We start from the raw sequence: 21,907 nt of genomic DNA on the forward strand, positions 1-21,907 counted from the left end.
TGACACGCCGCCCCGGGCGTGTCAGGCCGAGCCCGTGGCCTTGCGCCAGGCTCCCAGCAGGTGGTCGATGACCTCCTGCAACCCCACGCCCTTCGTCACCTGGGTGAAGACGAAGGGCCCGTCGCCGCGCATCTTCCGCGCGTCGCGCTCCATCACCGACAGGTCCGCGCCCACGTGCGGCGCCAGGTCCGTCTTGTTGATGACCAGCAGGTCGGACTGGGTGATGCCCGGTCCACCCTTGCGCGGCACCTTGTCCCCGCCCGCCACGTCGATGACGTAGACGGTGTAGTCCGCCAGCTCGCGGCTGTACTGCGCCGCCAGGTTGTCGCCCCCGCTCTCCACGAGGAGCAGCTGCGGCTTGAGCTCCTCCATGAGCTCCTCGAGCGCCAGCAGGTTGTGGCTGATGTCCTCGCGGATGGCCGCATGCGGGCACCCACCCGTCTCCACCGCCTTGATGCGCTCGGGAGAGAGGGCCTTGTTGCGCACCAGGAACTCGGCGTCCTCCCTGGTGAAGATGTCGTTGGTCACCACGCCCAGCCGGTAGTTGTCCCGAAGCGCCCGGCACAGCGCCAGCACCAGCGCCGTCTTCCCACTCCCCACCGGCCCACCGATACCGATGGTGAAGGCCCGCTCCTTGAAGTCGCGGCGCTTGGGCTCCTCGCGCTCGTGGAAGTGCCCCGGATGGTCCCACTCCTCATGCGTATGGTCGTGGTCTTCATCGTGGCCGTGGCCGCGGTGGTCATCGTGCATGGTTCACCTCAGGAGAGAAAGAGTCGCGAGTAGAGCCGGTCGTGCGTGGAGCCGAGCAGGTCCATCAACGGTGACGTCTGGGCCAACGACTCCACGCCCAGCCCGGCGCAGGCGTCGAACACCTCGTCCAGCAACGGAGCGCACAGGTGCTGGAGCTGGTGGGACTCGTGCGTGCCCACGATGCCCATCCGCACCGCCGCGGACAGCGCGCCCCTCAAGGTGAGGGACAGGTGGAGCTGCTGCGCGTCGGACAACCCCACATCCAGCGCGCGCAGCACCGCGCCGAAGAGGGGCGCGTGGTGATAGCGCAGCCCCGCCGCCCGGGCGGAGTGCCGCAGCGGACCCACGGGCTCGGGGAAGATGCGCGCGCACGTGTCCAGGAAGGCCCGCCCCTGGGTGCGGCTCGCCCGGTTGGCCACGTGGTTGGTGAGGAACGCCTCCGCGCGAGCGTCCAGCGCCTCCAGCGAGGAGGGCTCGCGCCAGGCCTCGCTCAGCAGCGGCAGCGCGCCGTGCCCCGCCTGCCAGAGCAGCTCCCGGACGAAGCGCTCCAGCCCCTCACGGCCGCGCACCTCGCCCTGCTGCACCGCCGCCTCCAACCCCCCCGAGTGCGCGAAGCCCCCGGTGGGGAAGCCCGAGTCCGCCAGTTGCAACACCCTCCACGGGTAGCCCATCTGGCCTGGTCCTCAGAACAGCGAGTAGCGCTGCGCCAGCGGCAACCGGACGGCGGGCTCGCACACGAGCAGCTCGCCATCCGCGCGCACCTCGTACGTCTCGGGGTCCACCGTGAGGGCGGGCAGCGCGTCGTTGAGCTTCATGTCGCGCTTGCCGAGCCCCCGGCACCGGCGCACCGCGGAGAGCTGCTTGGACAACCCCAGGCTCCGCACCATCCCATCCGCGAGCGCACGCCCCGAGACGAAGGCGATGCTGGTGGCGCCCAGCGCCCGCCCCCGGGCCCCGAACATCGGCCGCATGTAATAGGGCTGCGGCGTGGGAATGGACGCACCCGGGTCTCCCATCTGCCCCCAGGCGATGAAGCCGCCCTTGAGCACCAGCTCCGGACGCAGGCCGAAGAAGGCGGGCCGCCACAGCACCAGGTCCGCCAGCTTCCCCACCTCCACCGAGCCCACCTCGTGCACCATGCCGTGAGCGATGGCCGGGTTGATGGTGTACTTGGCCACGTAGCGGCGGATGCGCAGGTTGTCGTTGTCCCCGCGCTCCTCGCGCAGCCGGCCGCGCTGCTCCCGCATCTTGTGCGCCGTCTGCCACGTGCGGGTGATGACCTCGCCCACCCGGCCCATCGCCTGGCTGTCCGAGGCCATCATGCTGATGGCGCCCAGGTCGTGCAGGATGTCCTCCGCGGCGATGGTGCTTCCGCGGATGCGGCTCTCCGCGAAGGCCACGTCCTCGGGAATCTCCCGGTCCAGGTGGTGACACACCATGAGCATGTCCAGGTGCTCATCCAGCGTGTTCACCGTGTACGGACGCGTGGGGTTCGTCGAGCTGGGCAGCACGTTGGGCTGGCCGCACACCCGGATGATGTCCGGGGCGTGTCCGCCACCCGCCCCCTCCGAGTGGTAGGTGTGGATGGTGCGGCCCTTGAAGGCGGCCATGGAGTCATCCACGAAGCCGGACTCGTTCAACGTGTCCGTGTGGATGGTGACCTGCACGTCCTCGCCCTCGGCCACCGACAGGCAGGTGTCGATGGCGGCCGGCGTGGTGCCCCAGTCCTCGTGCAGCTTCAGGCCGATGGCCCCCGCGGCGATCTGCTCCAGCAGGCCCTCGGGACGCGAGGTGTTGCCCTTGCCGGTGAGGCCGATGTTGAGCGGCAGCGAGTCCGTGGCCTCCAGCATGCGCCGGATGTTCCACGCGCCCGGCGTGCAGGTGGTGGCGTTGGTGCCCGTGGCCGGCCCCGTGCCTCCGCCCACCCAACTGGTGATGCCGCTGGCGATCGCCTCGTCCGCCTGCTGCGGGCAGATGAAGTGGATGTGCGAGTCGATGCCGCCCGCCGTGACGATGAGCCCCTCGCCCGCGATGGCCTCGGTGGTGACGCCCACCACCATGCCCGGCGTCACCCCCGCCATCACGTCCGGGTTGCCCGCCTTGCCGATGCCGGCGATGCGCCCACCCTTGATGCCGATGTCCGCCTTGTAGATGCCCGTCCAGTCGATGATGAGCGCGTTGGTGATGACGCAGTCCAGGGCCTCGGCGTCACCCACCCCGGCATTCTGGCCCATGCCCTCGCGCAGCACCTTGCCGCCGCCGAACTTGCACTCGTCTCCGTAGACGGTGAGGTCCTTCTCCACCTCGGCCAGCAGCCCCGTGTCCCCCAGCCGGACCCGGTCGCCCGTGGTGGGACCGAACATGTCCGCGTAGTGACGGCGATCCATCTTCCGGCTCATGCGCCCTCCTCGTGTCCGAAGCCCCGCTCGGCCACCTGGCCCAGGGCGCGTTGCTGGTTCTCTGGAGACACCGGTCCGGAGCCCAGCGCGTTACCGCCCTGAACCACCCGCGCCCCGGCGATGGCCACCAGCGATACCGTCTTCTTCTCTCCGGGCTCGAAGCGCACCGCCGTGCCCGCCGGGATGTCCAGCCGCCGCCCGTACGCCTTGGCCCGGTCGAAGACGAGCGCGCGGTTCGTCTCGAAGAAGGGATAGTGGCTGCCCACCTGCACCGGACGATCTCCCCGGTTGGTGACCTCCACGGTGACGGCGTCGCGGCCCTCGTTGAGCACCAGCTCGCCCGGCTGCACGAACACCTCGCCCGGCCGCACCGCCTCGTGTTGAGGGGCCCGCGTGAAGCGCTCCAGCGGCGGCACGGGGAGGAAGCTCCCGTAGAGCGCCAGTGACAGGTCGCCGTGCTCGGCCTCGATGGGGTGATGCACCGTCACCAGCTTCGAGCCGTCCGGAAAGGTGCCCTCCACCTGCACCTCCGCCACCATCTCCGGCACGCCCTCCATCACCTGCGCGCGCCCCAGGAACTTGCGCCCTAGGTCCATCAGCTCGGCCACGCTCCGGCCGTCGCGAATGAACTCCAGGAGCTGGGTGGCGATGAGGGCCACTGCCTCGGGGTAGTTGAGCCTCAACCCCCTCGCCAGGCGCTTCTGGGCCAGGAAGCCCGCGCCGTGAAGCAGCAGCTTGTCGATTTCCCGCGGCGACAGATGCATGCACCCTCCGGGTGGTCCCCGCCCAGGCCGGAGCCGGGCGGTTCGGAGCACCCTACCGCGATGCGTCATCCACTGCCAGAACCGCCGGGCTTCACCCCCTGCGGGTCCAGGGGTCATCCCCGAGCAGGGCGGGGAGGAAGGACAGCCACTCGCGAGCGGTACGCACGAGGGCCTCGGCGGAAGAGGCCGCCACCCGGAGCACCAGCCCATCCGGCCCGAGCGGGCTGGCGGAGCAGACGAGCCCGGCCCGAGGGGTGACGGGCAGGGCCCCCACGTGCGCGGCGAGCGCCTCGCGGGCGGCGTCCAGTGCGGGCCCCACCAGGAGCACGGTGCCGATCGCGTCGAAGCGGCCCAGCCGCGCGGGGAGCGCCCCGTGGGAGGGGTCGAGCAGCCAGCGCTCATCGAGCAGGGCCCGGCCCTCGCGGTGGACGCGGAGCGTGGAGGCGTACCGCGAGAAGGCCCACCGCTCGCCGTTGGCGCTGCGGCCAGCGGTGACCAGGTCCATGAGCACGAGCGAGGCGCCCGGGGCGAGCTGGACGTCCTGGCGCTGCGCGAACCGGGCGCCCGTGAAGCACATGGTGGGGTCCGGCGCGAGCACGAGCAGCGCGCCCTCCTCCACCCGCGCCGACAGCTCGCTGCGGCAGCCACGAGGCGAACGGTAGACCCGGGTGGAGCCCTGGCTCGACAGGAGCGCGGTGGCACCTGGGGCCACCGCGATGTCCACGGCGAGGTGGTCTCCATCCACCAATCCCCCTCCGAGCGAGCTGGTGTAGACCCAGGCGGCGTGCCCGTGGTTGCGCGGCGTCAACAGCCGCAAGGGGCTGTGTGCGCGCGCGGTGCGCACTACGGTGCGAGGACCCACGCGCTCGAAGGCGAGCCGCGCGTCCCCTTCGCGGTGGGCCCGAGGGACTCCAGGATGATGGATGGGCTCACTCTGAATCATGGGTGCACCTGGCCAGAGGTCTACTCTGAATCCTTGGCGCTGGCCATGAGCGCGCGGGCGTGAAGCTCCTTCAGCTTCGCATTGCGGTCGCGTGCCTGCACCCACTCATCCAGCCGCGCGGCATCCAGCACGACGACGAGCACCTCGCCCGAGCGCTCTGCCGCCAATCCACTCTCGAATCCCTTGGCGAAGCCGCCGAGCGAAATGAAGAACCCGAGCCGGCAGCGGCCATAACGCCGTTCAATCTTCTTGAGGAAGACGTCGAGTTCCTTGCGCTCGACCGGTTTCGACCAGTTCTTGCACTCGCCCAGAATGTATTGCGACTGCGCCTGCAGCCAGAAAGGGTCCGTCGACTCGTTGGGAATGATGATGTCGATCTCCTCGTCCAGGCTCTTGCGATTCGTCTGGGTGCGCTCGAAGCCAGCAATCGACTTGAACAAGAGCGCGACCAGATCTTCGAGCAGTGCCCCCTTCTTGAACGGATCGCGCTCGGTCCGAACCCCGTGCCACAGCTCACGGATGGTCTCTTCCCGCTTGCCATTCGCGAGCGCCGCCATCCGCCGCTCGCGCGCCGCTTCCAGCGCGTGACGCACCTTCACCTTGAGGATGGCCTCGAAATAGGCGTTCTTCTCGAGGTAGTCGTAGGCCCCCGCCGTAAAGGCGCGATTCACCGAGTCCGAGTCGGCGATCCCCGTCACGAGGATGACCTTTGCTTCTGGCGCCCGCTGCCGGATGGACTGGATGAGGTCCAGACCCGTGTCCGGCCCGTAGCGGCCCTGGAGCTTGCGGTCGAGCAGCACCAGGTCCCACCCCGGCTGCTCCAGCTTCGCAAGTGCCGAGGGACCGTCCGTGGCCGCGTCCACGGAGTACCCCTCGGTCGCCAGAATGGTGCGGTAGGTCTCGAGGAACGCCGGCTCATCGTCGACGAGGAGGATTCTTCCGGTGGGGTTCATGGCCGCTCCATACCAGTGGTGGATATCCGCATCACGAAGCGCGCTCCCCCCAGGGGTGAGGCGTCACAGGCAACCAGGCCCTTCATCTCCTTCTCGATTACCTCTCGAACGAGGGCAAGTCCAAGCCCACTGCTGCCCCGTAGGGAGATCCCCTCCTCGAAGACCGCCCTCCGCATCTCCTCGGGGACTCCAGGACCGTTGTCCTCGATGGAGATCCGCACAGCACTGGCCCCCTCGAGCGCCTCGGCCCGCAGCCGGATGACGGGGGACTCGGATGGAACGGACTGCGCTGCATTGCGCAGCACGTTGGTGAGAGCCAGGACCACACGCGCCCGGTGACCAGAGACCGGGGGCAGCGTGGCCGGCAGCACCTGCTCTATGCGTTGCCTCGACTCGCTCTCGACAGCCGAGACCGCATCGCGAATCGCGGATAGCAGCTCGAAGGGCTCGGGCGGTGTTCCCGCGAAATTCGAAAGCTCAACGAGTTGGCTGATGAAGCGGAAGACGGAGTCTATACCTCGATCGATTTCTTCCCTCCTCCGAGCAACCACCCCGCCCGGCTCACTCGCCAATAGAACCTCCCGATACAGCGCGCCCACCGCCGTTTTCACCGGGACGAGCATGTTACGGACTTCGTGAGCGACCATCCGCGAATGGCGAGCCGTGGCTTCGGCAACAGCGCTGGCCTGCACATGGGCCACACTCCCGGTCGTTCGACCGGCAACTTCGTTTGCCGCGGACAAGGTGAGATCCGCGATGAGTGAGCTGGCCAGAACCGCCATCGCTGATTCTTCCGGCCTTGAGATCTCGGCGAGCAACTCCAGCCCCATGGGGAGAACCTCGATCCAGCTTCGTTTAGCCTCATCACTTCTGCGGAAGGCTACGAGTCCGAGAAACTCCAGCCGCTCGATCGATGCCCAGGAGTACGGAAATTCCGAAGCCTCAATCCCATCGAATGACCAGGTCCGAATCCGCACCAACTCGCTCGCGGTCTGGCGACTCACCCGCCATGGGTCATTGGGACCGAATGACTGCTCTGCCTCGACATGCAGCAACCAGCGAATGGCGTCGCGCCCCGCAAGCTCAAGAAAGACACGACCAATTGGCGTCAAGGTCTTCCCGTCACCAACGCCTCGCGTCGCCCGAATCGCCGCAGCATACGCAGCAGCATCAGCATATCCGGAGTGCCCCACAGAGGCCTCGGTTCGCGCAATACCCGCGAGCCGATCGAGTTCCAAAGTACGAATCAAACTGGAAAGACCGTCACGCAGACCGATCTGCCGAGCAATGGCCAGCTCTACCCATGCCTCTATGTCCTTGTCCGAAGCGTCCCTGCCAATACTCTCGCGCAGGAGTTGCGCCATGCGATTGGCGAAACGAACGACCAGATCCTGTTGCTGCCACTCCATAAAGAGGTCTTCCGGACTCCGCACAAGCCTGCGTGCACCAGGCCTCGCTGGTTCCTGCTCCAGTCGCTCCAAAGCACGAACAAGAGCGTTCCGCGCGAAGGCCGGGTCGATGGACACCGAAGGCGAAGATGTCTTCGGCCGACCAGACGGCAGCTCCACTTGCCGAAGGTGACCGCTCAACTCGTCGATGAATGACACCGAATGCACCCCTGGGTGGAACCGCCGAACATAGCAGGCTCCCCAGGACCCCAGGGGCCGACGAGCACGGCCGGATGCAGGAAGACCTGTCGGCCCCGAACCGGCGCGGCTTTCCGATAGACAACGCTTGTAGCCCAAGGTTACTGGCCCACTCCTGGCTCCGGCTCGTTACATTACCCACGTGCCCACTTCAGCCAACGCGTCCATCCTGGCGATCGATCTCGGAACCTCGGCCGTCAAGCTGGCGGTCGTCACCCTCCGGGGGAAGATCCTCGGCGGCGATGTCGAACCCATCCAGCTCGAGCTGCTGCCCGACGGCGGTGCCGAGCAGGACCCCGAATCCTGGTGGACCGCCATCATCCGTGGCACCCGCCGCCTGATGGACAAGGGAGTCATCTCCGCCGAGGACATCATCGGCATCAACGTCAGCTCCCAGTGGTCCGGCACCGTCGCCGTCGACGAGCGGGGCAAGCCCCTGCGGCCCGCCATCATCTGGATGGACTCGCGTGGGGCGCCGCACGTCCGGCGCGTCGCCAACGGCCTCATCCCCATCGAGGGCTATGGCCTCGCCCGCCTGCTCACCTGGGTGCGGCTGACCGGCGGGGCGCCCACCCTCTCGGGGAAGGACCCGCTCGGCCACATCCTCTACCTCCAGAGCGAGCACCCCGAGCTCTACCGCAACACCTACAAGTTCCTCGAGCCCAAGGACTGGCTCAACCTGCGGCTCAGTGGCCGCTTCGCGTCCTCCTACGACTCCATCACCCTGCACTGGGTCACCGACAACCGGGACCTCAAGCGCATCACCTACGACGAGCGCCTGCTGCAGATGACGGGCATGCCGCGCGAGAAGCTGCCGGACCTGGTGCCCGCGGCGACCGTGCTCGGCCCCCTGCAACCCGAGGCCGCCCGCGCCCTGGGGCTGAGCGACAAGGTCCAGGTCATCACCGGCGCCCCGGACATCCTCGCGGCCGCCGTGGGCTCGGGCGCGGTGCGCGACCACGAGCCCCACCTGTGCATCGGCACGTCCTCCTGGCTGAGCTGCCATGTGCCGTACAAGAAGACGGACGTCCTGCACCAGATGGGCACCCTGCCCTCCGCGCTGCCCGGCCGCTACCTGCTCACCAACGAGCAGGAGTCCGCCGGCATCTGCCTGTCCTTCCTCAAGGACAACATCCTCTTCGGCCACGAGGAGCTCTCCAACAGCGGCAACGACCAGGAGTCGGTGGACCTCTACAAGGTCCTCGAGAAGGAGGCCGAGCGCATCCCCGCCGGCAGCGACCAACTCATCTTCATGCCCTGGCTCAACGGCGAGCGCAGCCCGGTGGACGACCAGCGACTGCGCGGCGGCTTCTTCAACCAGTCACTCAAGACGACGCGCGGGCACATGGTGCGCGCCGTGCTGGAGGGCGTGGCCTACAACTCGCGCTGGCTCCTCACCTACGTGGAGAAGTTCGTCGGCCGCAAGCTGGACTCCATCCGCATCATCGGCGGAGGCGCCCGCTCGAGGCTGTGGTGCCAGACGGTGGCGGACGTGCTGGACCGGCGCATCCTCCAGGTGGACGAGCCCGTGCTGGCCAACGCGCGAGGCGCGGCGTTCCAGGCGGCGGTGGCGCTCGGACACCTCAGCGTGGACGAGATTCCCTCGCTCGTCCCCATCGCCCACACCTTCGAGCCCAACCCGAAGAACCGCGAGCTCTACGACGAGCTCTTCCGTGAATTCGTGAACCTCTACAAGTGCAACAAGGCCATTTTCGCTCGGCTCAACCGGTCCCGGAGTGCCTGACATGAAGAATGAAATGAACGCGGCAGGACAGTCTCAGGAGCGAAAGAACACCATGGATCTGCCAGAGCTCGGAACGAGCCTCCTCAACCACGTCCCCCCCCGGCTGCTCTCGACGGCGGAGCGCTATCTCAAGAACATCCCCCTGCTGCGCAACCGGCTGGCGAAGGAAACGGATTCGATGCTGGCCGAGTTGGAGGGAGGTCTGAAGCCCTACCGGGGCCAGACCCGCACCTTCGACCAACTGCCGGCCCAGGGCCTCTCGCGCGAGGAGGTGCTGCGCGAGATGGAGCGCATGAAGGACAAGGAGGAGGACCGGTGGAAGGAGGGCCTCGTGTCGGGGGCCGTGTACCACGGCGCCGACGAGCACATCGACTTCCTCAACCGCGTGTATGCCATCAACTCGCAGAGCAACCCGCTGCACGCGGACCTCTGGCCGAGCGCCACCAAGTTCGAGGCCGAGGTGGTGGCCATGACGGCGAACATGCTCGGCGCCGCCGAGGCCAACGCCGGCCGCGCCCCGGACGAGCACATCTGCGGCTCCCTCTCGTCGGGCGGCACCGAGAGCATCATGCTCGCCATCAAGACGTACCGGGACTGGGCGCGCGAGACGAAGGGCATCACCCGGCCGGAGATGGTGGCGCCCTCCAGCGCGCACCCCGCCTTCGACAAGGCCGCGCACTACTTCGGCGTCAAGATGGTCCGCGTGCCCGTGGGGCCGGACTACCGCGCCGACGTGAAGGCCACGCGCAAGGCCATCAACCGCAACACCATCGTGCTCATCGGCTCGGCGCCGGGGTTCCCCCACGGTGTCATCGATCCCATCGAGGAGCTGTCGGAGCTGGCGCGCAAGCGGGGCATCGGCTTCCACACCGACGCGTGTCTGGGTGGCTTCGTGCTGCCCTGGGCGCGCAAGCTGGGCTACCCCGTGCCGGACTTCGACTTCCGGCTGCCCGGTGTCACGTCCATGTCCGCGGACACGCACAAGTTCGGCTATGCCGCCAAGGGCACGTCCGTGGTGCTGTACCGGGGCTCCGAGCTGCGCTCGCACCAGTACTTCACCGCCACCGAGTGGCCCGGCGGCATCTACTTCTCGCCCACCTTCTCCGGCAGCCGGCCCGGCGCCCTCATCGCCGCGGCCTGGGCCTCGCTGGTGTCCATCGGCGAGGAGGGCTACCTGGACGCCACCCGCCGCATCCTGGAGGCGGCCGACACCATCAAGCGCGGCATCCGCTCCATCCCCGGCATGCACGTGCTCGGCGAGCCGCTCTTCGTCATCGCCTTCGGCTCGAGCGACGTGGACATCTACAAGGTGATGGAGCGCATGGGCGCGAAGGGCTGGAGCCTCAACGGCCTGCACAAGCCCGCCGCGGTGCACCTGTGCGTCACCCAGCGGCACACGCAGCCCGGCGTGGCCGAGCGCTTCCTCGAGGACCTGAAAGCCGCCATCGAGCACGTGCGCGCCAACCCGGGCGAGAAGGGCACCATGGCGCCCGTCTACGGCATGGCGGGCACGGTTCCCTTCCGCGGGCTGATCAGCGACCTGCTCAAGAAGTACATGGACCTGCTCTATAAGGTTTGATGTGTCCGGGGCGGGCTTGTCACGAAAGTGTCACAAGCCCGCCCGACAAGCGCCATACAGTCCGCCGCGCATGCCGCACATCCTGATCGTTGACGACGAGCCGGACCTCGCGGAACTGTTGGCATACAACCTTGGAAGGGTCGGCTTCGCCACCACCCTGGCGCACACCGGGGAGGAGGCCCTCGCGCGGGTACGCACCACCGCTCCGGACCTCATCCTGCTCGACCTGATGCTGCCCGATATCGACGGGGCCGACCTGTACCGTCAGCTCCGGGCCGACCCGGCCACGAGCCACCTGCGCATCCTGGTCCTCTCGGCCCGTCCGGATGCCCACAGCCGGGTCAGCGGAGTGGAAATCCTCCTCAAACCCTTCAAGGTGCAAGAGGTAGTCGCGCGGGTGAGCACCCTGGTCCAGGACCCCTCCGTGCCCCCCGAGCGGGCAGTCTTTCGTGCTGGCACTTATCCCCAGGTGTTGTAGTCACGGCCCGGAAACGGACGGGTCACGGATGTGTCACGTCCGTCAGGAGAAGCGCGATGCTCGAGAAGCTGATGCCCAAGTCGGACGAGTTCTTCGACGACTTCGATGCCCAGTGTGCCGTCACCGTGGAGGGCGCGCGCATGCTGCACGCGCTGCTGAGTGACTACCGGGACGTGGCCGCCAAGGTGCAGGCGCTCAAGGAGGTGGAGCACAAGGGCGACGAGGTGACTCACACCGCCTTCAACCGGCTGCACAAGCAGTTCATCACCCCGTTCGACCGGGGGCAGATCCACTCGCTGCTGTCGCGCATCGACGACGTGCTGGACCTGACCAACGCCGCGGCGGCCCGGCTGCACTACTACGAAATCCAGACGAGCCTGCCGGACGCCACCGAGCTGGCGCGGTTGCTGGTGCTCTGCACCGAGAAGGTGCGGGAGGTGGTGGCGGCGCTGCGGCTCATCAAGAAGCCCGAGCAGATCCTCGCCGGCTGCAAGGACATCAAGCGCCTGGAGTCGCAGGCGGACGAGGCGCTGCGCTCGGGGCTGGGCCGGCTCTTCAAGAGCGGAGCGGACCCGCTGACGATCATCAAGTGGAAGGAGATCTACGACTTCATCGAGACGGCCACGGACAAGTGTCAGGACGTGGCGAACGTCATCGAAGGCGTGGTCCTGGAGCACTCCTGATGTTGCTCGCCGCTGTCATCCTGATCGTCGCCGTCGCGCTCGTCTTCGACTTCATCAACGGCTTCCACGACGCGGCCAACTCCATCGCCACGGTGGTGGGCACGCGCGTGCTGTCGCCGAACCTGGCCGTGGCGTGGGCCGCCTTCTTCAACTTCGTCGCCGCATTCGGAGGCGGAGTGAAGGTGGCCAACACCATGGGCAAGGGCATCATCAACTTCGAGATGCTGCGAGCCCAGGGTCCGCAGGCCGTGTTGATGGTCATCTTCGCCGCCCTGATGGGCGCCATCGCCTGGAACCTGCTGACGTGGTGGTGGGGCCTGCCCTCCTCGTCCTCGCACGCGCTGGCGGGGGGAATGATTGGCGCCACGCTGCCGGTGCTCGGGTTCGCGGGGCTGGTGGGCTCGGGCATCGCGAAGATCGCCGCCTTCATCGTGCTCTCGCCGCTCATCGGCATGGTGTTCGGCACGATGCTGATGCTGGCGAGCACGTGGACGGTGCACAAGCAGACGCCCCTGAAGGTGGACACGTGGTTCCGGCGCCTGCAGCTCGTGTCGTCCGCCATCTTCTCCTACAGCCACGGCACCAATGACGCACAGAAGGTGATGGGCATCATCGCGGTGGTGCTCTTCGGCACCATCTGGAGGGACCGGCCCTTCCACATCGACTGGTGGATGATCATCTCGTGCCACGCGGCCATCGCGATGGGCACCTTCTTCGGCGGCTGGCGCATCGTGAAGACGATGGGCCACAGCCTCACGAAGCTGGCGCCCATCGGCGGCTTCGCCGCGGAGACGGGTGGAGGTGTCACTATCATCGCGCTGGCGAAGCTGGGCATCCCCGTGTCCACCACGCACACCATCACGGGCGCGATCGTGGGCGTGGGCTCCACGAAGGGCTGGCGCGCGGTGAAGTGGGGCGTGGCCGGCCGCATCATCTGGGCGTGGGTGTTCACCATCCCCGCCTCGGCGCTCATGGCGGTGCTGGTCTACGGGCTGTCCAGGCTGGTGGTGATGGCGGTGGAGTGAGCAGTTCTCGCGACGGGAGTGCGCTCCACGCCCTCGCGTGGTGTAGAAGACGGGCGCCCCTGTCCCGTGCCGGGCGCAGGGCCGGAGAGGAAACCGACCATGAACCGACTCGCGCTCGTACTGGGACTCGTGCTGCTCGCCGGCTGCTCCGCGGTGAAACACAGCCGCGTCCGCCCCGACTACGAGGCCGTGGACAAGACCCAGGTCAAACGGCTCGTCGTGGTCACCCAGCCCCTCCCCGACGGCAAGAAGGAGGTCGGCGAGCTGTGGAGCCTCATCGCCCGCCGCTACGTCAACCAGAACCGCGACTTCATCGCCAAGGCCAACGTCGCCCTCGACGGCAACCCCGAGGACATCTCCTTCAAGGGCCTGTGCGTCGAAGACCTCGAGGGCGTCCTCTGGCTCGCCCCCGATGTGAAGCGCACCGGCAAGGGCGTGGAGTCCTCCGTGAAGGCCCAGCTGCTGCGCTGCCGCGATGGTCAGGAAGTCTGGGCCGCCGAGGCCGCCGGAAGCTGGCCCTCCGAGGACGAGCGCTACAAGGAGCTCAGCGTCCAATACACCAGCGAGCTCGGCCCCGAGGTCACCCCCTACGTCGCCCCCTCCTTCCGACTGCTGAGCGCCACCCTCAACACCCTCCCCCGTCCGACGCTCAACGAGGCCGAGGTCGAGGAGAAGATCGAACTCGGGGAGTAGGCACGCATGTTGGACCAGAGCACGACCCTCGTCCGGCTCCTCATCGCCTTCGGGCTCGGGTTCGCGCTCGGCTTCGAGCGCGAGATACGGGGGCAGGACGCCGGTCTGCGCACCCATATCCTCGTCTGCCTCGGCGCCTGCCTCTTCACGCTGTGCAGCCTCCTCGTCGAGCAACCGCTCGAGGCCAACCTGCACCAGCAGGAGGTCCGCGCCGACGTCAGCCGCATCGCCAGTCAGGTCGTCGTCGGCATCGGCTTCCTCGGCGGCGGCGCCATCCTCCGCCACGGCGCCACCATCAAGGGACTCACCACCGCCGCCAACCTCTGGCTCACCGCCTCCGTGGGCCTCGCCGTCGGCATCGGCTTTCCCCTGCTCGCCGCCGCCGCCACGGGACTCGCGCTGGTGGCGCTCGCCGGCCTGCGTCTGCTCGAGCGCGCCATCCACCGCTTCCGCAGGGAACATGGGGTCATCCCGGATCGGGACATCTCCACACGGTCTCCGCCGGGGAACAGGGAGGACGTGGAGAGGCCTCGGAATCGCTAGACCCTCACCCCGTCCCCCGCCCAGGGGGAGAGGGGGTGGGGCTCACGCCAGGTCCGCGAGGCGCCGGTCCATCTCCGTGCGGATGAAACGCTCGATCTCCTCCGCCGTCGTCAGGTCCATCGCCGTCTCGAGCATCCGCTGCGCATCCTCCCGGCTCGACTGCCGGATGATGCTCTTCACCGTCGGAATCTGCCCCGCCGTCATCGACAGCTCGTCGAAGCCCAACGCCAGCAGCACCAGCGCGTAGACGGGGTCTCCCGCCATCTCCCCGCACATGGCCACGGGAATCCCCGCGTCCTTCGCCGCCGTCACGATGTTCTTCAGCGAGCGCAGCACCGACAGGTGCAGGGGCTTGTACAGGTACGCCACGTCCCGGTTCTGCCGGTCGATGGCCAGCGAGTACTGGATGAGGTCGTTCGTCCCCACCGAGAAGAAGTCGGCCTCCTGCGCCAGCCGGTCCGCGATGAGGGCCGCGCTCGGCGTCTCCACCATGATGCCCACCTGGAAGCGCTTGCCGAGCGGAACGCCCGCGCGCCCCAGCTCCGTACGACACGCCTCCAGCTCGCTCCGGGCCTCGCGCAGCTCGCTCATGCCGCAGATGAGCGGGAACATCATCCGCATGTTGCCGTGCACGCTCGCTCGCAGCAGCGCCCGCAGCTGGACCCGGAACAGCTCCCGGTTGGCCAGGCAGTAGCGGATGGCCCGCAGCCCCATGGCCGGGTTGGGCTCCTTCTCGTGCTTGCCCTTCCCCGGCACCTTGTCCCCGCCCAGGTCCAGCGTGCGGATGGTCACGGGCCGGTTGCCCATCGCCTCCAGCACCTGCCGGTACGCCCGGTACTGCTCCTCCTCACCCGGCGGGCTCTTGCGGTCCAGGAACATGAACTCGGTGCGGTACAGGCCGATGCCCTCCGCTCCGTGCGACAGCAGTGACTGGATCTCCTCCGGGAACTCGATGTTCCCCACCAGGCGGATGCGGAAGCCGTCCGTGCTCTGCGCGGGCAGGTCCTTGGCTTCCAGCGCCCGAGCCTCGAACTCCTGGTGCCGGCGCATCGTCTCGTGGAAGAGCGCCAGTTGGTCATCCGTGGGGTTCACCAGGATGAGGCCCCGCGTCCCGTCCAGGGCCACCAGGTCTCCCGGGGAAATCTGCTCGCTGGCGCGCCCCGCGCCCACCACCGCCGGCGTGGAGCGGGCGCGCGCGACGATGGCCGTGTGGCTCGTCTGGCCTCCCAGGTCCGTGACGAAGCCCGCCACCCGCCCGGTGCGGGCCATCAGCGCCGCGTCCGCTGGCGACAGGTCGTGCGACACCACCACCGCGTGGTCCGGCAGCACCACCTCCTCGTCCACCACCTGCCCCATCAGGTTGCGCACCACCCGGTCCGCCACGTACTCCACGTCCGAGCGCCGCTCGCGGAAGTACTCGTCCGGGATGTTGTCGAAGAGGTGCTTGAGCTTGCGCGCCACCCGCCGCACCGCCCACTCCGCGTTGATGCGGTCCTCCACGATGAGCCGGTTCACCTCGTCCACGAACATCGGATCGTGGAGCATCAACCGGTGCGCCTCGAGGATGAGGGCGTGCTCGGGGCCCTCCGTCTTCGAAATCTGATCCTTGAGATCGGAGAGCTGGCGGTCGGACAGGTCCAACGCCGTCTTCATCCGCATGCGCTCGGGATCGACCTCGGCCTCGGCCAGCCGCAGCTTGGGGGTCCGCACCCGCTTGCGATCCAGGATGTAGGCGTGGCCCACCGCCACGCCGGGCGAGGCGCCGATGCCCTTGAGGTTCAACGTGGGGGTGGCCTGGCTGCTCACGGTTCCTTCTTCTTCCGCGGCCTCTCGCCGCACGCTTGGCTTCACTTCGACTCGCCAAACCGGTTGGCGATGAGCTTCTGGATCTCCTGGAGGCACGCCTCGGCGTCCTCGCCCTTGCACGTCACCGTCACCTGCATGCCCTGCGCCGCCGCCAGCATCAGCACACCCATGATGGATTTGGCGTTGGCCTTCTGGCCCTCGCACATGAGCGACACCTCGCTCTTGTAGCGATTGGCCACCTGGACCAGCTGTGCCGCGGCCCGGGCATGCAGCCCGAGCGCGTTGATGATCTCGAATGTCCCTTCGGCCATGCTCGACATTGCCAGTCCCTGTTCTCCCCTCTTCTACAAGAAGGCACCCGCCGCACAGGCCAGTCCCGCGGCGAGGTAGAGCACCACGTAGTTAGGAACCCGACGGGCGACCAGGAGGTAGGACACCACCCCCAGGGCCAGACAGCCCAGGGACAGCAGGGGTGCATAACGGCCCCCCGCGTTGGCCCCGAAGGTGGCGGCCAACCAGGCCGCCAGTCCGCCCGCACACGCCGCCGCCACCGACCGCAACTTCGCTCCCCGGGAGGGGAGATTGGCCCTCGCCACCGCCTCCACCAGCCTGTCGCCCAACGACAGGCCCAGCAAGTACAGCCGGGCCCGGAGCGTCAGGTGGACGAGGTTGTAGAGGACGAGGAAGAGCACCGCCGCCCACGCCGCCAGCACGGGCACCAGCGCCGCGCACACCGCGCCCGTGGCCGGCTTGAGCGACAGCCAGAAGAAGCCATCGCCCAGCGCCGCCAGCGGCCCCATGAGGGCCGCCTTGAAGGCCACCACCCTGTCCGGCGGCTCCTCGCCCCGGGCCACGCGCTGCTCGTGGTAGAGGACGCCGCCCACGATGGCCGCCGCCACGTAGGGGTGGGTGTTGAAGAAGACGAGGTGCCGGCGCACCGCTGCCTCCAGCGCCTGCTTCTCCGGGTAGAGCTGCTCCAGCGCCGGGTAGATGGCGTACGCCAGCCCCAGGTTCTGCATGCCCTGTGGATTCCACGAGGCCTGCAGGAAGAGCGAGCGCAGGAAGACGCGCAGCAGCACTCCGCGGGAGAGGGGCGGGCTGACGGCGCTCACAACCGCTCCTTCAAGGTGAAGAGGAGCACGGCCACGCTGACGGCCACGGCGCCCAGGCCCGCGAAGAAGGGGGCACGCCGGGCATGGCTGCCCCGCGCGGCGATGGAGGCCGCCACCGAGGCCATGGCCGGGTAGGCCCAGGCCAGCCCCCGCAGCAGCGGCAGCGGCAGGCGCTCCAACAGCGGCCCGAGGAAGAAGCCCGCCAGCGCGCACGCGGAGGTGATCATCCCGAAGAGGACGAAGTGCGGCCACATGCCCCACAGGTTCTGCCGCATCGCCCGGGTGAGCTGACCCGACTCGGCCGAGGCCATGGCCTTGCGGGCCAGCCGCGCCGAGTAGCGCTCCAGCGCCCGGTCCACCAACTGCCCCACCCGGCCCAGCCCCACGAAGAGGAGCACGGCGAGCGACCAGAGGGCGGGAGTGGAGCCCGCGCCGGTGGCCGCCGCCATGGTGGCCGCCGCCGCGGAGGTACCGGTGGCCGACAGCGTGTCGTTGTCCGGCAGCGAGGCGCCCAGGTTGGCAGTCCCCAGGTGGAAGAGCTCCAGCAGCATGCCCACGAAGAGCCCCGAGGCCACGTCGTTGAGCAGCATCCCCATGGCCGTGGCGGCCACCAGCGGCCGGGAGAACATGGCCTGGAGGAAGGCCTTGCGCTCCACCGCGACGAGGCCACCCCAGATGCCAGCGAGCGCTACCTGGGTCCAGCCCACGCTCACGGGCTCACCCCGCCTTTCCCCAGCGATCTTGCAGCTCCGCCAGCTCCACCGGCTTCTCCACCGGGACCGCTCGCGCTTCCACCCGCACGCCCTCGGTCGCCAGCCGCTGCAACACCTGCAGCTCCGACTCGGCCAGGAAGACGGACGGCGACACCTGCCGCCGGCCCGTCCCGAAATGCACGTTGCCCAGGTTGAGCTGCTCCACCTTCAGCCCGTGCGCCTGCGCGAAGGGCACCGCCGCCACGTCCCTCAGCAGCACCAGCGTCTTCACCGCGTCCTTGGAGACGGCCGCGAAGTCCACCTGCGCCAGGGGGAGGATCTGCACCTCGATGGCGCTCTGCACCGCCAGGGCCATGGCGGCGCGCACCAGGGGACTCGAGGCCGCTTCATCGTCGGCGACGACGACGCGCGAAACCTTCAGATGCGGCAGCCAGGCCTCGACGACCTGTCCATGAATGAGGCGGTTGTCGACGCGGACCAGGGAGATCACGGCAGTCTCGAATCGCCCACCCTCGGGGGGCCGTCAAGTTCGCGGCACGGTCTGCTGACGCTGCTGGGCCTCTCGCAACAGGGCTGAAGCACAGGTGATGTTGCGCTGACCATAGGACGCCAGCTGGCTGGCCATCTCCGAAAGCGGCATCTCCTCGGAGCGCAAGGAGTTGGCCTTCAGGAGCATGGGAAGGTTCACGCCCGCGAGCACCTCCAACTTGCCCGACTCACAGCGCTCCGAACACATCATCAGCGACTCCTTGCACGGAGTCCCACCGAAGAGGTCGGCCATGACGATGACCCCCTCGCCCTGATCCACGCCGGTCACCGCCTGCCGCATCTTCGCCCGGAGATCCTCCACCGAGGTCCCAGGCTCGATGTTGCAGGTCGCCACCGCGGGCAGCTTGCCTACGATCTGCTCGGCGGTCGCCACCAGCTCGTCCGCCAGACGTCCGTGCGATGCCACTACGAGGCCGACCATGATCACCTCTCACCAGCCCCCCAGGGCTGCCTGACTACGCCTGAATGGTGCGATGCGCAACCCCCGCCGAAAGTTTCCGCTGGCACCCAAGCTCGCTCCCTACCCTCGCCCACCTTCCCTTCCAGGAGGAAGGTAAGTCAGGTCCGGTCTCTCCGCCCGGAATTTCACCTCCAAACGGACGATGGGCTGTCGGCTGCCAGACGAGGAGGCGACGGCCACCATGCGGGCGAGGACATCTTGCCATTCCCCGGGGAAGGAGCGGATGGAATGAGGATGTGAGCACGCAGGCGCACAGCCCTCACTCGGACCCCGAGGAGAGCAGAGCTCAGCCCGCGGGGAACCACCAGTTCAACTTGAGGGCGAAGGTGTGCCCACCGGGAGAGGAGAGCGCGTCACCCAGGGAGCGCGGCGCGAGCGGGTTGCCCCGGGCCAGGCCCAGGTAGCGGTCCTGCTGCCACACGAGGAAGAGCGTGCTGCCCGGCCGCCACTCCCAGCGCAGCACCACGTTGCCGCGGAAGGAGCGGATGTTGAAGTCCGGGTCGTACAGCTGGAAGGAGGAGCCGCCATCCGCCACCTCCAGCCCACCGTCGGCCAGACGCGTGAAGGAGCCATACCGGCGCAGGGAACGGCCTCCCGCCCGCTCCAGCTCCCCGAAGCTTCCGAAGGTGCCGCTGGAGGCGAAGGGCTCGGCGTAGGCCTCGAGGCTCAGGTCCGGGGTGAGGAAGAGGTTGGCGCGCAGCCGCAACGCCAGCTCGTGACGCCGCACGGAGCCGAAGACGTAGCGCTGGCCGTACGTCTCCGCGCGCCCCCCCTCCAGCGTGTCCACGTACTGCATGCCATCGGTGTAGAGGGAGGCGTTGGGCTCGATGCCCAGGCGCAGGCGCCGGTGCGGCTGAAGGGTGAGCGAGGCCGTCACGAAACCACCGCGGCTGCCCTGCTCGTACGTCCACGCCCCGCCGCCCAGGGTCCAGCGCGTGGTGTCGGAGTAGCTGTTGGTGAGGGAGAACTCCGTGTCCACGCCCCGCGCCGTCTGCATCAGCGGCCCGCCCCGGGTGAGCGAGTCCGAGAGGGAGCGCGGCATGTAGGTCGCCCGGAATTCGCCCGCCCAGAAGTTGGGGAAGGTGACGGAGCCATTCAGCGACAGGCTGCTGGACTGGCGCGTGAGCCCATAGTTCCAGTTGGTGAAGGCGGACAGGGTCAGCTCCCAGTTGCGCAGGAAGCGGCCCGGGTCCGTCTCCCGGTACGTCAGCCCCACGTCGACGTCGATGTCGTCCGCGGTGTTGAGCCGGCCCATGTCGTTGAGCTCGAAGCCAGGGGAGACCGCGCCGGCGCTGATGCTCCACAGCCAGTGCTCGCCACTCACCCGCTCCATCTTCGCGCCCAGCGTGTAGCCGGACAGCGCGGTGGCCTCCGGATTCAAACGCACGTACCGCTGGTCCGGCCGCTGGAAGTAGCGGGCGCTGGACTCCTGGAGGCGGAGGATGGCGGCGGGGTCTCCCCGCACCAGGCTGCCGCCCGCGAAACCGGAGAGGAAGTACTCGCCGCCGAGCAGGCGCAGCCGGAAGTCCGCGCCCCCCGAGTACGCCTCGCGCGCCAGCTCCCGCGTGAGGGTGAGGCTCCGTCCCTCGCCAATGCCCCGCTGCATGGTGGTGAGGGTGGCGCCCACCACCGAGCCCCCGTCGCCCAGCTCCTGCTGCGCGCGCAGCACACCGAAGCCGGTGCGCGAGTCCAGCTTCACCCGCTCCTGCTTCCCGGTGGCGAAGTCGTAGGTGTCCGCGAACGCGTCACCCGTGAAGGCGCCCAGGGCCCCCAGCGACAGCCCCGAGGACAGGCGCCCCGTGAGCTTCGCCGCGCCCCAGATGGTGCTGGCCCGGGGGGACTCGACGAAGTCCGCCTCCGCGGAGAGACGCGGCGGCCCTCCGATGCGGCGCGAGTAGAACCAGGCGGGCCCATACTCGTTGCTGAAGAGCTGGCTGCCCTCGGAGAAGAAGGGGCGGCGCTCCTCGAGGAAGGTCTCGAAGGCGGTGAGGTTCACCTGGGCCGGGTCCGCGTCGAGCTGCCCGAAGTCCGGATTCACCGTGGCGTCCAGGGTGAGGTTGGGCCCCAGGCCCACCTTGGCGTCCAGGCCCGCGCGGCCCGAGTACGGGCGGCGGCTCTCGAAGGGCGTGCCCGCGCGGGGGTTGGCGCCCGAGATCGCCTGGAGGTCCCCGGACACGTAGGGCACCAGCTCGACGCGGCGCGAGGGGGCCACGCCGCGGATGCCGGTGAGCTCGCCGAAGTGGGAGGACCAACCCGTGACATCGCGCGGCACCACCACCCAGAAGTCGTCCTCGTTGCGGCGGGGGATGTAGCGGTTGAAGTTGACGCCCCACACCTGCTCGGCGGCGCCGCTGAAGCGCAGCTGCGAGAAGGGGATGCGGAACTCGGCCACCCAGCCCTCCGCCGTCTGCGTGGTGCGGGCCTGCCAGACGGGGCTGTACGAGGAGTCACGGGTGTACTCGTCGTCCTGCGGGTGGTACCAGTCCACGCGCACCCCCGCCGCCGTGACGGCGAAGGAATAGGCGGTGCGCCGATCCCGGTACGTGTCCAACGAGAGGATGAAACGCTCGGCGGAGCCGCTCTCGTCGCGCCGGGTCATCACCGTCTCGATGTCCTCGGGCTTGTCGCTGGCCATGCGCGCGCCCACATAGAGGGCCTCCGCGTCATAGACGATCGCCACCTCGGTGCGCAGCGAGGCGGGCCTGCCCTGGTCCGGCTCCTTCTGCGTGAAGTCGCTGGTGAAGGGGATGCGCCGCCAGACGGCGTCATCGAGCACACCGTCCACCCGGGGGCCCTTCTCCACGCGGACGGCCTCCATGCGCCGCTCGCCCATCTCGGCGGGAGCCTGGGCCCGGGCAGTAGGTCCCACGAGGAGCAGGGAGGCAAGCAGGGGGGCCGCAAGGAGGGATTGCATTTCGGGGCCAAGGAACACGCGTGCGCCCTGGATGTGCTCCCATTCCAGGACGTCTGGACGAGGGCCCCTCGCTCATCAGGAGGGCGAGGGGTCCATGTATTTCTCCTTATGCCTCCAGGTTGATTGCCGCCTTGCACAGCGAAGCACCCCATG

21 protein-coding genes are annotated in these 21,907 nt (G+C 68.6%); 7 read left to right on the forward strand and 14 right to left on the reverse strand.

The annotated features are described in order from the left end of the window. Positions 1 to 21: 21 nt before the first annotated feature. From ureG to JQX13_RS06490, 7 genes are all read right to left on the reverse strand, one after another. Positions 22 to 750, reverse strand: coding sequence for an urease accessory protein UreG (gene ureG, locus JQX13_RS06460; RefSeq protein ID WP_203408186.1), 729 nt, complete (start codon positions 748 to 750; stop codon positions 22 to 24). Between the two features lie 8 nt (positions 751 to 758). Beyond that, positions 759 to 1,421, reverse strand: a complete 663-nt coding sequence (locus JQX13_RS06465) for an urease accessory protein UreF (protein WP_203408187.1) — start codon at positions 1,419 to 1,421, stop codon at positions 759 to 761. 12 nt (positions 1,422 to 1,433) lie between these two features. Further along, positions 1,434 to 3,149, reverse strand: a complete 1,716-nt coding sequence (ureC, locus tag JQX13_RS06470) for an urease subunit alpha (RefSeq protein WP_203408188.1) — start codon at positions 3,147 to 3,149, stop codon at positions 1,434 to 1,436. Beyond that, positions 3,146 to 3,913, reverse strand: a complete 768-nt coding sequence (gene ureA / locus JQX13_RS06475) for an urease subunit gamma (protein ID WP_203408189.1) — start codon at positions 3,911 to 3,913, stop codon at positions 3,146 to 3,148. The genes ureC and ureA overlap by 4 nt, the downstream gene beginning before the upstream one ends. A gap of 91 nt (positions 3,914 to 4,004) precedes the next feature. Further along, entirely contained in the window at positions 4,005 to 4,856 is an 852-nt protein-coding gene (locus JQX13_RS06480) for an urease accessory protein UreD (protein WP_203408190.1), read from the reverse strand. Between the two features lie 20 nt (positions 4,857 to 4,876). After that, on the reverse strand, positions 4,877 to 5,809 hold the full coding sequence (locus JQX13_RS06485; RefSeq protein ID WP_203408191.1) for a response regulator: 933 nt from the start codon (positions 5,807 to 5,809) through the stop codon (positions 4,877 to 4,879). After that, complete coding sequence (locus JQX13_RS06490; RefSeq protein ID WP_203408192.1) at positions 5,806 to 7,218, reverse strand: sensor histidine kinase; 1,413 nt, start codon at positions 7,216 to 7,218, stop codon at positions 5,806 to 5,808. The genes JQX13_RS06485 and JQX13_RS06490 overlap by 4 nt, the downstream gene beginning before the upstream one ends. Positions 7,219 to 7,597: 379 nt before the next feature. Between JQX13_RS06490 and JQX13_RS06495 the strand changes: the two genes are divergently transcribed. From JQX13_RS06495 to JQX13_RS06525, 7 genes are all read left to right on the forward strand, one after another. Further along, entirely contained in the window at positions 7,598 to 9,199 is a 1,602-nt protein-coding gene (locus JQX13_RS06495; protein ID WP_203408193.1) for a xylulokinase, read from the forward strand. Positions 9,200 to 9,251: 52 nt separating this feature from the next. Next, the gene (locus JQX13_RS06500; protein WP_203408194.1) at positions 9,252 to 10,778 is read left to right on the forward strand and encodes a pyridoxal phosphate-dependent decarboxylase family protein; all 1,527 of its coding nucleotides are present in this window, start codon (positions 9,252 to 9,254) and stop codon (positions 10,776 to 10,778) included. A gap of 70 nt (positions 10,779 to 10,848) precedes the next feature. Then, the gene (locus JQX13_RS06505; RefSeq protein ID WP_203408195.1) at positions 10,849 to 11,256 is read left to right on the forward strand and encodes a response regulator transcription factor; all 408 of its coding nucleotides are present in this window, start codon (positions 10,849 to 10,851) and stop codon (positions 11,254 to 11,256) included. Between the two features lie 56 nt (positions 11,257 to 11,312). Further along, positions 11,313 to 11,939 carry a DUF47 domain-containing protein gene (locus JQX13_RS06510; protein ID WP_203408196.1) on the forward strand — a complete coding sequence of 209 codons (627 nt, stop codon included), beginning with the start codon at positions 11,313 to 11,315 and terminating at the stop codon, positions 11,937 to 11,939. Next, a complete protein-coding gene (locus JQX13_RS06515) occupies positions 11,939 to 12,964 on the forward strand; it encodes an inorganic phosphate transporter (RefSeq protein ID WP_203408197.1) in 1,026 nt (341 codons plus the stop codon). Before JQX13_RS06510 ends, JQX13_RS06515 begins: the two co-directional genes overlap by 1 nt. Positions 12,965 to 13,063: 99 nt before the next feature. After that, entirely contained in the window at positions 13,064 to 13,657 is a 594-nt protein-coding gene (locus JQX13_RS06520; protein WP_203408198.1) for an MXAN_6521/LA_1396 family lipoprotein, read from the forward strand. A gap of 6 nt (positions 13,658 to 13,663) precedes the next feature. Then, on the forward strand, positions 13,664 to 14,200 hold the full coding sequence (locus JQX13_RS06525) for an MgtC/SapB family protein (RefSeq protein WP_203408199.1): 537 nt from the start codon (positions 13,664 to 13,666) through the stop codon (positions 14,198 to 14,200). A gap of 42 nt (positions 14,201 to 14,242) precedes the next feature. Here the strand turns inward: JQX13_RS06525 and ptsP are convergent, their stop codons facing one another. The 7 genes from ptsP to JQX13_RS06560 form a co-directional block, all read right to left on the reverse strand. After that, the gene (ptsP, locus tag JQX13_RS06530) at positions 14,243 to 16,006 is read right to left on the reverse strand and encodes a phosphoenolpyruvate--protein phosphotransferase (RefSeq protein WP_203408200.1); all 1,764 of its coding nucleotides are present in this window, start codon (positions 16,004 to 16,006) and stop codon (positions 14,243 to 14,245) included. 41 nt (positions 16,007 to 16,047) lie between these two features. Further along, complete coding sequence (locus tag JQX13_RS06535) at positions 16,048 to 16,326, reverse strand: HPr family phosphocarrier protein (RefSeq protein ID WP_203408201.1); 279 nt, start codon at positions 16,324 to 16,326, stop codon at positions 16,048 to 16,050. A gap of 24 nt (positions 16,327 to 16,350) precedes the next feature. Continuing rightward, positions 16,351 to 17,118: a PTS system mannose/fructose/sorbose family transporter subunit IID gene (locus JQX13_RS55270; protein WP_203408202.1), complete on the reverse strand. Its 768-nt coding sequence runs from the start codon at positions 17,116 to 17,118 to the stop codon at positions 16,351 to 16,353. Then, positions 17,115 to 17,831 carry a PTS sugar transporter subunit IIC gene (locus JQX13_RS06545; protein ID WP_203408203.1) on the reverse strand — a complete coding sequence of 239 codons (717 nt, stop codon included), beginning with the start codon at positions 17,829 to 17,831 and terminating at the stop codon, positions 17,115 to 17,117. The genes JQX13_RS55270 and JQX13_RS06545 overlap by 4 nt, the downstream gene beginning before the upstream one ends. Positions 17,832 to 17,835: 4 nt before the next feature. After that, the gene (locus tag JQX13_RS06550) at positions 17,836 to 18,321 is read right to left on the reverse strand and encodes a PTS system mannose/fructose/N-acetylgalactosamine-transporter subunit IIB (RefSeq protein WP_203408204.1); all 486 of its coding nucleotides are present in this window, start codon (positions 18,319 to 18,321) and stop codon (positions 17,836 to 17,838) included. A 33-nt stretch (positions 18,322 to 18,354) separates the two neighbouring features. Next, positions 18,355 to 18,801 carry a PTS sugar transporter subunit IIA gene (locus tag JQX13_RS06555; protein WP_203408205.1) on the reverse strand — a complete coding sequence of 149 codons (447 nt, stop codon included), beginning with the start codon at positions 18,799 to 18,801 and terminating at the stop codon, positions 18,355 to 18,357. Positions 18,802 to 19,126: 325 nt separating this feature from the next. Then, positions 19,127 to 21,658 carry a DUF5916 domain-containing protein gene (locus tag JQX13_RS06560; protein WP_203408206.1) on the reverse strand — a complete coding sequence of 844 codons (2,532 nt, stop codon included), beginning with the start codon at positions 21,656 to 21,658 and terminating at the stop codon, positions 19,127 to 19,129. Positions 21,659 to 21,907 lie beyond the last annotated feature (249 nt).

Origin of the sequence: Archangium violaceum, from assembly GCF_016859125.1 — a bacterium.
In the GTDB taxonomy this organism is placed as follows: domain Bacteria; phylum Myxococcota; class Myxococcia; order Myxococcales; family Myxococcaceae; genus Archangium; species Archangium violaceum_A.